The 13,103-nt window shown below is 72.9% G+C and carries 8 protein-coding genes; 7 read left to right on the forward strand and 1 reads right to left on the reverse strand.

What is annotated here, in order from left to right:
- Nucleotides 1–41: 41 nt before the first annotated feature.
- Complete coding sequence (locus QSK10_RS33185; RefSeq protein ID WP_285667512.1) at nt 42–1,034, forward strand: helix-turn-helix transcriptional regulator; 993 nt, start codon at nt 42–44, stop codon at nt 1,032–1,034.
- Between the two features lie 137 nt (nt 1,035–1,171).
- Nucleotides 1,172–2,167, forward strand: a complete 996-nt coding sequence (locus QSK10_RS33190; RefSeq protein WP_285667513.1) for an AraC family transcriptional regulator — start codon at nt 1,172–1,174, stop codon at nt 2,165–2,167.
- Nucleotides 2,168–2,221: 54 nt separating this feature from the next.
- Here the strand turns inward: QSK10_RS33190 and QSK10_RS33195 are convergent, their stop codons facing one another.
- Nucleotides 2,222–2,512, reverse strand: coding sequence for a helix-turn-helix domain-containing protein (locus QSK10_RS33195; protein ID WP_285667514.1), 291 nt, complete (start codon nt 2,510–2,512; stop codon nt 2,222–2,224).
- Nucleotides 2,513–2,767: 255 nt separating this feature from the next.
- Between QSK10_RS33195 and moeZ the strand changes: the two genes are divergently transcribed.
- The 5 genes from moeZ to QSK10_RS33220 all read left to right on the forward strand — a co-directional run bounded on the left by moeZ (nt 2,768) and on the right by QSK10_RS33220 (nt 12,754).
- Nucleotides 2,768–3,946: an adenylyltransferase/sulfurtransferase MoeZ gene (gene moeZ / locus QSK10_RS33200; RefSeq protein WP_285667515.1), complete on the forward strand. Its 1,179-nt coding sequence runs from the start codon at nt 2,768–2,770 to the stop codon at nt 3,944–3,946.
- Nucleotides 3,947–4,230: 284 nt separating this feature from the next.
- Nucleotides 4,231–4,962, forward strand: a complete 732-nt coding sequence (locus tag QSK10_RS33205) for a GntR family transcriptional regulator (protein WP_285667516.1) — start codon at nt 4,231–4,233, stop codon at nt 4,960–4,962.
- A 50-nt stretch (nt 4,963–5,012) separates the two neighbouring features.
- Nucleotides 5,013–6,404 (forward strand): gamma-glutamyltransferase, encoded by a 1,392-nt coding sequence (locus tag QSK10_RS33210; RefSeq protein ID WP_285667517.1) that lies wholly within the window; start codon nt 5,013–5,015, stop codon nt 6,402–6,404.
- A gap of 63 nt (nt 6,405–6,467) precedes the next feature.
- The gene (locus tag QSK10_RS33215; RefSeq protein WP_285667518.1) at nt 6,468–9,572 is read left to right on the forward strand and encodes an ATP-dependent helicase; all 3,105 of its coding nucleotides are present in this window, start codon (nt 6,468–6,470) and stop codon (nt 9,570–9,572) included.
- Nucleotides 9,569–12,754, forward strand: coding sequence for an ATP-dependent helicase (locus QSK10_RS33220; RefSeq protein WP_285667519.1), 3,186 nt, complete (start codon nt 9,569–9,571; stop codon nt 12,752–12,754). The genes QSK10_RS33215 and QSK10_RS33220 overlap by 4 nt, the downstream gene beginning before the upstream one ends.
- Nucleotides 12,755–13,103 lie beyond the last annotated feature (349 nt).

Consider the following 13,103-nt stretch of genomic DNA (forward strand, 5'->3'; position numbering starts at 1 on the left):
CGATGGGCCTTACGGGGCCCCGAACTCAGCGAGGTGGGGCAATGCTGGAAATCGTCGACCTGGACGCCACGGCTCAGGCCGTCTACGAAGCCGTCGTCACCGGGCAGAGCACCGCCGCCGAGCTCGCCGCCGCCTCCGGGGCCTCCGGCGCGCACCTCCAGGAGATCCTGGAGCGCCTCCAGGGCCTCGGCCTGGTCGCCGTCGTCCCCGGCATCGAACCCGCCTACGTCGCCGCCCCGCCCGACACCGCCCTCGAAGCGGTGCTGCTGGAGAAGGAGAAGCAGCTCAAACGCGCCCGCCTCTTCGCGCAGCGCCTCACCGAGGCCCACCGCCGCAGCACCGCCGCCGGGGACCCCGTCCGGCTCGTGGAGGTCGTCGCCGGGCGCGAGGCCGTCGTCCGCCGCTTCCAGCAGGTCCAGCGCGCCTGCCGCCGCGAGCTGCGCATCATCGACAAGCCCCCCTACGCCCTGGCCGGGCCCGAAGAGAACGTCGGCTTCGAGCGCGAGCTCCTCGAACGCGGCGTCCGCTGGCGCGCCATCTACGACCCCGCCGGACTCGACGACGGCCACGACCTCACCGGCGACGTGCAGGTCAGCGTCGCCCTCGGCGAGGAGGCGCGCGTCCTGGCCGGTCCCGCGCCCACCAAGCTCGTCCTCGCCGACGACCGGGTCGGCATGATCCCCCTCCAGATCGCGCCCAGCGGCATCGACTCCATCGTCGTCGTCTACCCCTCGGCGCTGCTGGAGGCACTGGCCGCCCTCTTCGAGCAGCTGTGGGAGCGCGCGCTGCCGCTGCCCCTGCCGGGACGGGTCACGGCCGGGCGTTCGCCGCGCGAGCCGACCGAGGCGGAGCTGCAGCTGCTGAGCCTGCTCACCGCCGGGCTGCCCGACGACCGCATCGCCGGGCACCTGGGCGTGAGTCCCCGCACGCTCCAGCGGCGCATCCGGGCGCTGCTGGACCGGCTGGGCGCGCGGACGCGGTTCCAGGCCGGGATCCGGGCGACGCTGATCGGGTGGGTCGACGGGGAGAAGTGAGCGCGGCTTCTCGGTGCGTCTTTCGTGACGGTTGCCGGTCTATCGGCCCCCTTGTTCCGGTATGGCGTTCCCGGAGGCGCCCCAATATGGTGGGAACCGGTCATTGCCCGTGACGACGGAAATCCCGAGGAGCCCGAGTGAGCCCCGATTTCCCGTTCGACAGCCGACTGCCCTTGAGCGACTACCGCCTCTTCCGCACCTCCGACGTCGACGAGGCGCGCGAGGAGGTGGCCCGGGTCTTCTGCGACCACCAGCTGATCCCGCTGGGCCGCACGGCGCTGCTGGACGCCGCCCAGCACAGTGTCCGGCTGCGCCAGGTCGGCTTCAACTACATCCGCTACGGCGCCGAGGTCGGCATCGTGCCCGGCGAGCTGACCGACTTCTACGTGCTCCAGGCGACCCTGCGCGGCACCGCCGACGTGACCAGCGGCTGCCGGACGGCGCTGGCCCGGCCGGGCGTGGTGACGATCCCCGCGCCGCACCGGCGGCTGGCGATGCGCTGGCGCGGCGACTGCGAGCAGATCGTGCTGCGGGTGGAGCGCTCGGCGGTGGAGGCCGAGCTGCGCGACCTGATCGACCGGCCGCTGCCCGGCCCGGTGGAGTTCGACGTGACGATGCCGCTGCACCGGTCGATGGCGCGCAGCTGGTGGCGGCTGGTCCGGCACGTCGTGGCCGACCTGGACGACGGGGGCGGCCTGGCCCGCCACGAGCTGGCGGCCGGTGGCGTGGAGCACGCGCTGATCACCGGGCTGCTGCTGGCGCAGCCGCACAACTACACCGCCGCGCTGAACGCGCCGCCGCGCGCGCCGGGCGCCGGCTGCGTCCGGCTGGCGGTGGACCTGATCGAGAACCAGCCGCAGCGGGCCCTGACGGTGTCCTCGCTGGCGCGGGAGGCGGGGGTGAGCGTGCGGGCGCTGCAACTGGGCTTCCGCCGCAACCTGGACACCACGCCGACGGACTACCTGCGGCGGGTGCGGCTCCAGCGTGCGCGCGCCGAGCTCCAGGCGGGCGGGGACGGGCTGACGGTCTCGGAGGTGGCGTGGCGGTGGGGGTTCACGCACCTGGGGAGGTTCGCCACGGCCTACCGGCTGCGGTACGGGGAGCCGCCGTCCAGGACGCTGCGCCGCTTCTAGCGCGGTGCCCGGCGGGCGGTGGCGGGGCGGCCCGCCCGGCCGTCCCGCCACCCGTCAGACGAGGGCCTCGCGCAGCCGCTGACGACGCGAGCGCCCGAGCGCCCGGTGCATCATCGCGGCGGGGATGCCCAGCGCGACCGCGAGCCAGCGCCGCCAGTAGGGCCCGGGGATGCGCCTGCCGCGCTCCCAGCGGGCCACCTGGTGGCGGTTGACCGCGTCATTGTGGGATAGCTCCACCAGTTTGTGAGCCAATTCGTACTGGCTCATTCCCCGGCGGAGTCGCACGGCCCGGATGAGCTGGCCGAGCGTCGCCTGATCGTAGGAGCATGAGCGATCCGTGGTCACGCGGTGGACGCTACGCCGACATGGGGAGGTGGGCTATCCGATGCGCGCATGCGGCGGGCCGCCCGGCGAAGCGCTCAGGCGTGGCCGGGCGGGGTACGGCGGGCTCGTGCGGGATGAGCGGCGGGCTCGGCCGGGGTCGACGATGTTTCCCACGGTTAACCACTGTTTCAGTGGCCGCGCCCGGGGCGTCCCACCGGTCGAACATCACACCCGCCGGTTGGCCCCCACCCCGTCCGACCGGCAAGAATGGGACCCATGCCACTACCGCCGCTCGTGGAGCCCGCCGAGTCCCTCTCCGTCGAGGAGGTGCGCCGCTATTCGAGGCACCTCATCATTCCCGATTTCGCCATGGCCGGTCAGAAACGGCTGAAGAACGCCAAGGTCCTCTGCGTCGGCGCCGGTGGCCTGGGCTCGCCCGCGCTCCTCTACCTGGCCGCGGCCGGGGTCGGGACGCTGGGGATCGTCGACTTCGACGTGGTGGACGAGTCGAACCTCCAGCGCCAGGTGATCCACGGCGTCAGCGACGTCGGGCGCGCCAAGGCGCAGTCGGCGGCCAACTCCGTCCGCGAGATCAACCCGCTGATCCAGGTGAACGTGCACGAGTTCGCCCTGGACAACGACAATGTCCTCGACCTGTTCGCGCAGTACGACCTGATCGTGGACGGCACCGACAACTTCGCCACGCGCTACATGGTCAACGACGCGTGCGTGCTGCTGAACAAGCCCTACGTGTGGGGCTCGATCTACCGCTACGACGGTCAGGCGAGCGTCTTCTGGTCGGAGCACGGTCCCTGCTACCGGTGCCTGTACCCGGAGCCCCCGCCGCCGGGCATGGTCCCCAGCTGCGCCGAGGGCGGCGTCCTGGGCGTGCTGTGCGCGTCGATCGGGTCGGTCCAGGTCAACGAGGCCATCAAGGTGCTGACCGGGACGGGCGACCCGCTGGTCGGACGGCTTATGGTGTTCGATGCGCTGGAGATGAGCTGGCGGGACATCAAGGTCCGCAAGGACCCGAACTGCGCCATCTGTGGTGAGAACCCGACCGTTACCGAACTGATCGACTACGACGACTTCTGCGGCGTGGTCTCCGAGGAGGCGAGCATGGCCGCTGCCGGCCACACCATCACCGCGTCCGAGCTGAAGGAATGGCAGGACGCCGGTAAGGACCTGGCGCTGATCGACGTGCGCGAGCCCGCCGAGTACGAGATCGTCAAGATCCCGGGCTCGACGCTGATCCCGAAGGGCGACATCGTCTCCGGTGAGGCGCTGTCGCAGATCCCGGCCGACAAGCAGGTCGTGCTGTACTGCAAGGCCGGTGTCCGCTCGGCGGAGGCCCTGGCGGCGGTGCACGCGGCGGGCATCACCTCGGCGGTGCACGTCCAGGGCGGCGTCCTGGCGTGGATCAACCAGATCGACCCCGCGCTGCCCTCGTACTGACGGGTAGGGCCGTCGGTCCACTGAACAACTGCGAATCGAAGCCCCGGTGCCCCGTGCGCCGGGGCTTCTTCGCGTCCGCGGTCGCCTGAACCCGGGCTTCAGCGAACAGGGGGCCCGCGAACCGGTGACGGTCGGTGGGTACCGGACGTGGGCGGGGCGACGGATTGCCCACTATGTGCTCGCGCAGGGTAAATTTCCGGCGGTACGGCCCCCTTCCCCCAACCTGGAGGTGCCAGGTGCCACGACCCGCCGCGTCCCTGTCGTCCCGGAGCAGACTGGCTCCGGTGTCCCGGTCGTCGACGGTCGATCTCATCGCCGCCCGCATCCGCGAGGCCATCACCGCCGGGGACCTCCCGCCGGGGTCGCCGCTGGGCGAGGCGGAGCTGGCCGAACAGCTCGGCGTCAGCCGGGGCCCGCTGCGGGAGGGGATGCAGCGGCTGGTGCAGGAGGGTCTGCTGACCTCGGTCCGCAGGCGCGGCCTGGGGGTGCCGTGCCTGAGCGCCGACGAGGTCACCGACGTCTACGTCATGCGCGCGGCCGTCGAGCGGGCCGCGTGCCTGCGGCTGCTGGCGCTGGACGCCGCCGGGCTCACCGCCGTGGCGCGTTCGCTGGAGGGCGAGGTCCGGCGCATGACGAGGGCGTCGCGCAAGGGCGACGCCGACCATCTCGGCGAGGCCGACATCAACTTCCACCGCGATCTGGTGGACGCGGCCGGCAGCAGCCGTCTCAGCCGCGCCATCCGCACGCTGCTGATCGAGTCGCGCCTGTCGGTGTTCTCGATGCAGGACCACTTCACCGTTCCGGCGGATCTGCCCGCCGATCACGAGGCGATCGTGGCGGCCCTGCGCGAGCGGGACCGGGAGCGGCTCCTCGGCCTGGTCCAGTCGCACATGGACGAGGCGGTGCGCCGCCTGACCTGGCCGCGCGCCGGGAAACGGACCCTCGAGGCGCATCCTCCGGAGGAGCCGCGCGGGCTGGGCCCGATCCGCCGCGACGGTCCCCATGGGACGGTCTGAGACAAGGAATTGACAGTTCGGCCGGTGACCGACTGCGTACTCTCCCGTGCATGGGCCGTTATGGGGGTATCGCAGCCGGTCATCCGGCCACTGTGGACGCCGGTGCCGCCGTGCTGGCCGCGGGCGGTTCGGCCGCCGACGCCGCCGTCGCGGCGATGTTCGCGTCCTGCGTCGGCGAGACGGTGATGACGGGACTGGGCGGCGCGGGCTTCGCCACCTACGTGGAGGCCGCCACCGGGACCGTCACCTGTCTCGACTTCTTCGCCGCCGTCCCGGGCCTCGACGGCGGGGACGCGGGCCCGATGCACGAGATCGACGTCGCCTTCGGCGCCGTCCCGATGCGCTTCTCCATCGGCGGCGCCAGCGTCGGCGTACCGGGCCTGGTGGCCGGTGCCGCCGAATTGCACCGCCGGTGGGGCCGCAGGCCGTGGGGGAGCCTCCTGGAGCCCGCGATCGGCCTCGCCGAGCGGGGCGTCCCACTGCCCGAGGAGCACGCCACGACCCTCCCGACGGTCGCGGCGGCGCTGCTGCCCGGTGACGGGCGCGTCGCCTACGCCCCCGACGGCGAGCTCCTGCGGGGCGGGCAGATCCTTTACCACCCGGGCCTGGCCGAGGCTCTGGACCGCATCGCCCGCGCGGGCGCCGGGGACTTCTACACCGGCGAGCTGGGCGCGGTCATGGTCGAGGCCGTCCGCGAGGGCGGCGGGCGCATGGGGCCCACCGACCTGGCCGCCTACCGGGTGCTGGACGTGCCCGTCCACCGCACGGTCTTCGCCGGGCGCGTCGTCTACGGCCGCGACGACCTCAACCACACCCTGGCGACCCTGGCGGGCCTGCCGACGATGACGGGCCTGGACGAGGGCGACCGCGCGGTGGCCATCGCCGACGCGCTCACCGGCCCCGACCCGGGCGGGCCGGGCGACACCACCAACATCTCGGTCATGGACCGGCACGGCAACGCCTGCGTCGTGACGACCACCCTGGGCATCGGCTCGGCGGTGTGGCTGCCGGGCTTCGGCGTCCACCTCAACTCGATGCTCGGGGAGGGTGAGCTGCTGCGCGGCCCGCTGACCGCCGGGCACCGGATGGGCAGCATGATGTGCCCGCTGGTGGCGATGGACAACCGGGGTGTGGTCCTGGCCGCCGGTTCGGCCGGCGCCTCGCGCATTCGAACGGCGCTGACGCACGTCCTGGTGAACCATCTGGCCCTGGGCGCACCCCTCGGGGAGGCCCTGGACCGGCCCCGCTTCCACATCTGCGGCAGCGTCGCCCACACCGAGCCCGGGGTGTCCACCGACGTGCTGACCGCCCTGGTCAAGGCCGGTTACGAGGTCAACGAGTGGAGCGTGGACCGGCACTACTTCGGGGGCGCCAGCGCGGTCTCGCCGACCGAGGCGGCGGGCGATCCGAGGCGTGCGGGAGCCGGGCGCGTCATCAGGTGACCGACTAGACGTTCGAACGTGTCGCACTGGCCGGGCGTCGCCCCCTCGTGGTTACCTGGGCCGGTGAGTTCGCGCTACGCCTTCCGGCGGCAGACCGAACCGGGGTCCTACGAACCGGACGAGAGCCAGCGGGCCGTCATCGATCACGATGCCGGTCCGCTCCTTGTGCTCGGCGCGCCCGGCACCGGCAAGACCTCGACCCTGGTGGCCTCGGTCGCCGCGCGGGTGGCGCGCGGGACGCCGCCGGAGCGCATCCTCGCCTTCACCTTCGGCCGCCGGGGCGCGCAGTCCCTGCGCAGGCGCATCGCCTCGGCCGTCGCCCCCGGGCGGGGCGGCACGGTCACCGAGGTCAACGTCCACACATTTCACGCTTTCGCCTTCGCGATCCTGCGCCTGGCCGGTGGACCACCCCCGAAACTGCTCACCGGACCCGAGCAGGACCTCATCATCCGCGAACTGCTCGCCGAGTCCGACCCGGCCGCCTGGCCCCCCTCCCTGCGCGCGGCGGTGCCCACGCGCGGCTTCGCCACCCAGCTGCGCGACCTGATCCTGCGCTGCTCCGAACGCGGCATCGACCCGCCCCGCCTGGCCGCCTACGGCCAGTCGGAGAACCGGCCCGAATGGACCGCCGCCGCCGAGTTCTACCACGACTACCTGACACAACTGGCCCTGCGCGAGGGCGGCAGCCGCTACGACACCGCCGAGATCGTGCGGGTGGCCGCCTCCCTGCTGGACCGCGATCCGGCGCTGGCCGAGGCCGTCCGCCCCGAACACGTCTACGTCGACGAGCTGCACGACACCGACCCCGGGCAGCTGGCCCTCCTGCGGCGGCTGGCGAGCGCGGGCACGCACCTGGTCGCCTTCGCCGACCCCGACTCGGCGACCTTCGCCTTCCGCGGCGGCGACCCCGAGGGCGTCCGCCGCTTCCCCGACGTCTTCACCCACCGCGACGGGACGCCCGCCGAGCGCGTCCACCTCACCCACGCCCACCGCGCGGGCGAGAAGCTGCTGGCCGCCGGACGCACCGTCTCCCGCCGCCTCGCCGGGCTCGGCCCGCACCGGGGACGCGCATCGGCCCGCGAGACCCCCGGCGTCGTCCAGGCACGCGTCTTCGCCTCCACCGGGGCCGAGGCCGCCCACATCGCCGACGTCCTGCGCACCGCCCACCTGCGCGACGGGACGCCCTGGTCGCGGATGGCCGTCCTGGTCAAGTCCACCGCCGCGCACCTGCCGGTGCTGGCCCGCGCGCTGCGGCAGGCGCACATCCCCATGGCCGTGCACGGCGAGGACCTGCCGCTGTCGCAGCAGCCGATCGTCCGGCCGCTGCTGACGCTGGTCCGCTGCGGCCTCGACCCCAAGCACGTCGACGAGGACACCGCGGTGGCGCTGCTGCACTCGCCCTTCGGCGGGGCCGACCCGCTGGGGGAGCGCAGGCTGCGGCAGGCGCTGCGGGCCACGGCGATGGAGCGCGGGGACCGGCGTCCCTCGGGCGACCTGCTCGCCGAGGCCCTGCGCGACCCGGACCTGTGGGAGCTGCCCGAGGAGCCGTGGGCGCGGCCCGTGCGGGCCCTGGGCGAGCTGATGGCCCTCGTCCGGGACGGGGACCGGTCTTTGCGGTACAGCGTCGAGGAGACCCTGTGGGCGGTGTGGCGGCACTCGGGGCTGGCCGAGCGGCTCACCGAGCTGGCCCTGTCCGGCGGGCCGCGCGCGGCCTCCGCCGACGCCGACCTCGACGCGATGATGACGCTGTTCGACGGGGCCGCCAACTTCACCGACCGGCTGCCGGGCGCGGGCCCGGAGGTCTTCGTGGAGCACGTCCTGGCGCAGGACCTGCCCGCCGACACCCTGGCCGCGCACGCCGACCGCGGTGAGGCGGTGCGGGTGGTGACCGCGCACGCCGCCAAGGGCCTGGAGTGGGACCTGGTGGTCATCGCCGGGGTCCAGGAGGGCTCGTGGCCGAACCTGCGGCTGCGCGACGGGCTGCTGGCCGCCGACGCGCTGGTCGACACCGACGCCGGTCGTGCCGCGCGCGACATCAACCGCGCGGCGGTGCTGCTGGCCGAGGAGCGGCGGCTGTTCTACGTGGCGGTGGGGCGGGCGCGGGAGCGGCTGCTGGTCACCGCCGTCGACGATGACGAGGAGGGCGTGCCCTCGCGGTTCCTGGAGGAGCTGGGGATCGAGCCGGAGGAGGCCGCCGCGCCCGAGGCGCCCATGACGCTGCCTTCGCTGGTGGCGCGGCTGCGGCTGGCCGCCGCCGACCAGCACGCCCCGGACCACCGGCGCGCGGCCGCCGCCGCGCAGCTGTCGCGGCTGGCGGAGGCCGGTGTCGCCGGTGCCGATCCGCGTTCGTGGTGGGGGCTGGCGGCGCTGTCGGACGACCGGCCGCTGTCCATGCCGGGCGAGGCGGTGCGCGTGTCGCCGTCCACAGTGGAGAGCGTGCTGGACTGCGGGCTGCGCTGGGTGCTGGAGCGGCACGGCGGTTCCGAGGCGTCCGGCACCGCCCAGCTGATCGGCAACATCGTGCACGCCGCCGCCGAGGAGTCGGTGGGCGCGGCCGACGTGGCCGCCGCGATGCACGACTACGTGGGCGCCAACATGGAGTCCATGCCCGTGGAGGCGCCCTGGCTGTCGGCCAAGCAGCGCGAGCGGGTGGCGAAGATGGTGGACAAGTTCGCCGCGTGGGTGCGGGAGAACCCGCGCGAGTTCGTGGCCGCCGAGCGCGGTTTCACCGTGACGCTGTCCGAGGGCGATGTGACGGTGGAGCTGTCGGGCAAGGTCGACCGGCTGGAGAAGGACGCCGCCGGGCGTCTGTACATCGTGGACATCAAGACCGGCCGGGGTGACGCGCCCAGCAAGGCCGACGCGGAGGCCAACCCGCAGATGGCGGCCTACCAGGTGGCCGCCGAGCACGGGGCCTTCAAGGAGGGCACCGAGGCCGGGGGAGCCGCGCTGCTGCACATCGGCTCGTCCAGCGTGGGACCGGCGGTGCGCGAGCAGAGCGCGCTGTCCGAAAGGGACGATCCGAAGTGGGCGGAGAATCTGGTGCTGGACGTGGCCGAGCGGATGGCGGCGGCGACGTTCACCGCCAAGCACACCGGCAAGTGCGCGACCTGCAAGGTGAAGGACGCCTGCCCGATCTCGGGCAAGGGCCGGCAGGTGACCGATTGAGCCCCAGGTACAGCGCCGTGGAGCTGTCCCGGCTCCTCGGCGACGAGTTCCCGCCCACCCCGCAGCAGGCCGCCGTCATCGAGGCGCCGCTGTCGCCGACGATCGTGGTCGCCGGGGCCGGGTCCGGCAAGACCGCGACCATGGCCGCGCGCGTGGTCTGGCTGATAGCCAACGGATTCGTGCGGCCCGAGCACGTCCTCGGGCTCACCTTCACCCGCAAGGCCGCCGCGGAGCTCGGGCAGCGCGTCCGGCGCCGCCTGGCGCGGCTGGCGGGCCTGTCGGCCTTCCAGAACGACCGCACCGACCGGGGTGAGGTGGAGGACGAGAGCGCCGAGCTCGGTGAGCCCACGGTGTCCACCTACCACTCCTACGCCGCCCGCGTGGTCGGCGAGCACGGCCTGCGGGCCGGGCTGGACGCCCAGACCCGGATGCTCTCGGAGGCCTCCGCCTGGCAGCTGGCCGACTCGGTGGTCCGCAGTTACGGCGGAGACATGTCCCATGTGGACTTCACGCTGGACACGGTGGTCGACCGGGTCCGGGCGCTGGCCGGTGAACTGGCCGAGCACCTGTGCGGGCCCGAGGAGCTGCGCCGCTACACCGACTCGATGGTGGAGAGCCTGACCGAGAAGGCCGGGAAGAAGCTCGTCAAGGACGTGTCGAAGGCGATCTCGGTGCAGCAGGCGCGGTTGCAGCTGCTGCCGCTGGTGGAGGCCTACCACCACCGGAAACGCGAGCTCGGTGCCGCCGACTTCGCCGACATCATGGAGCACGCGGCGCGGCTGGCCGCCGGCGTCCCCGAGGTCGGCGCGACCGAGCGCGACCGCTACCGGGTGGTCCTGCTCGACGAGTACCAGGACACCAGCCACGCGCAGATCGTGCTGCTGCGCTCGCTGTTCGGCGGCGGGCATCCGGTGACGGCGGTGGGGGACCCGTGCCAGTCGATCTACGGGTGGCGTGGGGCGTCCTCGGGGACGCTGAAGCGGTTCCCGGATTCGTTCCCCGCGGCCGAGAATCAAGAACCGCAGGCCTTTCAGCTCACGATCTCCTGGCGCAACCGGGCGCGGATCCTGACCGTGGCCAACGCGATCTCCGGGCCCCTGCGGGACGGTGGCGCGGTGGTCGCGCCGCTGACGCCCGGCGCGCCGGGCGCGGGCGATGTCAGGTGTGCGCTGCTGCCGACAGTGGCCGATGAGGCCGAGTACGTCGCCGACACCGTCGAGGAGATCTGGAACTCGGTCTCGGATTCGGTGTCCGGTGGGGACTGGACCGAGACCCCGCCGGCCGCGCTGCCGTCCACGGCCGTACTGGTCCGCAAGCGTTCGCAGATCCCGTTGCTGGAGCGCGCCCTGCGCGGCCGCGGGCTGCCGGTGGAGATCGTCGGCGTCGGCGGCCTGCTGGACGTGCCGGAGGTCCGCGAGGTCTACTGCACCCTGCGCGTCCTGGCCGATCCCGGCGCGGGCGGGCAGCTCATCCGGTTGCTGACCGGGCCCCGCTGGCGCCTCGGGCCCAGGGACCTCGTCGCGCTCTACCGTCGCGCGGGCGAGCTGGCCGAGGCGCGCGGCAAGGGGCGTAAGGCTCGTGACGCCGATCGTGCCGAGGAGACCGCGCTGGCCGAGGCCATCCACGATCCCGGCGATCAGGATCTGTACACCGAGGTGGCGTGGGAGCGCATCCACGCCCTGCGCGAGGAGATCGACGCCCTGCGCTCCCGCCTCGGGCAGCCCTTGTCGGAGTTGATCGCCGACATCGAGCGCACCACCGGGCTGGACGTGGAGGTGTCCGTCCACAGGGGAGACAGGTCGCAGCTGGACGCGTTCGCCGATCTGGCCGCGAAGTATTCGGCGGATTCGCCCACGGCGACGCTGACGGGATTCCTGGCGTATCTGAAGGCGGCTGAGGACACCGAGCGCGGCCTGGAGGCGGCGCCCGCGAAACCGCACCCGGGTGCGGTGCAGATTCTCACGGTGCACGCGGCCAAGGGGCTGGAGTGGGATCTGGTGGCGGTCACCGGACTGTCCAAAGGGGTCTTTCCCGGGGAGAAGGCCCGCTCGTCGTGGCTGTCCTCGCCGGGTGAGCTGCCCACCGAGTTGCGCGGCGATGCGTCCGACCTGCCGATGCTGGAGCTGGAGGGGACCACCTCGGCGAAGGCCATCAAGCAGTTCGCCACCGACTGGCGCGCCCATGACCTGTCGGAAGATCGGAGGCTGGCGTACGTGGCCTTCACCCGTGCCCGGCACACGCTCGTGACGAGTGGGTACTGGTGGGGTGAGACCTCGGTGGGTGTGTCGGGCCCCTCGGCTTACCTGGAGGAGTTGAGGTCGGCCGAGGCGACGGTCGATCAGTGGGCCGAGCGTCCGATGGACGAGCGCAATCCGATGCTGGAGAACCCGCCGAGTGCCGTGTGGCCCGCGCCCGCGCCGCTGGGAGCGAAGCAGGGCGCGATCGAAGAGGCGGCGGCGCTGGTCATGGCCATGTCGACGGTGGACGTGCCGGAGATCGCGCCCGAGGAGGACGAGGAAGTCGCCGCCTGGGCGCATGAGGCGGAGTTGCTGTTGGCCGAGCGCGACGAGAACGCGTCCGGAGTGGTGCGCCTTGAGCTCCCCGGACAGCTGTCGGTGTCCCAGCTGGTGGCCTTGCGCCGGGATCCGGAAGATTTCGCGGCTCGTCTGCGCCGGCCCCTTCCCGAGCAGCCCGAGCCGAGGACTAGGCGAGGGACGGCTTTTCATGCCTGGGTCGAGGAGTTCTTCGGTGCCCGGCCGCTGCTGGATGTGGACGAGCTGCCGGGCGCGGCCGATGATGACGCCGCGCCTGATGAGGACTTGGAGGACTTGAAGAGCGCGTTCACGGAGAGCCGGTGGGCCGCGCGTGGGCCGGTGGCCGTGGAGGTGCCGTTCGTGACGATGGTCGGTGGCGTGCCGGTGAGGGGGAGGATCGACGCCGTCTTCGAGAGCCGCGACGAAGAGTTTGATTTTGAGGTTGTCGACTGGAAGACCGGCCGCCCGCCGCGCTCGCTGGAGGCCAGGAGAGTCGCGGCGGTGCAGCTGGCGGCGTACCGGAGGGCCTGGGCCCAGCTCCGGGGGATTGAAGAAGAGAAGGTCCGCGCGTGCTTCCACTACGTCGGTGTCAATAGGACGGTGGACGCCGGGGAGTTCCCCGATTTGGAGGAACTGCTGCCGTCTTAGGGCTCCTGCCGAGGCTGTTCGACCTGGATCTGCTCGCGCAGGCGGATTTCGACTCGCTGACCACGGCGGTGACGGCGTTGCCGAAAGGGGCGCCGGTGACCGATCAGCGCCGGGCAGATCAGCGCGGCCCTTGAGTCGGTCGGGCGGCCGGGGACGATCGCGTCGCTGCGGCCGTCGGCGCACAGCAGAGGCAACAACGGGATAGGCGGGACGTTGTTGCAGCGTTGCTTCCCAGTGCGCTGATCGATCACGTGTGGGTGCTCGACGGGGTGACGCGCGGGGGGACCATCGAGGAGATGGATCAGGTGGGGGTGCGGGGGGTGGGATATGCCCGGCTCATCGGTGACGC

The organism is Actinorhabdospora filicis, from assembly GCF_030269765.1.
Classification (GTDB): Bacteria; Actinomycetota; Actinomycetes; order Mycobacteriales; family Micromonosporaceae; genus Actinorhabdospora; species Actinorhabdospora filicis.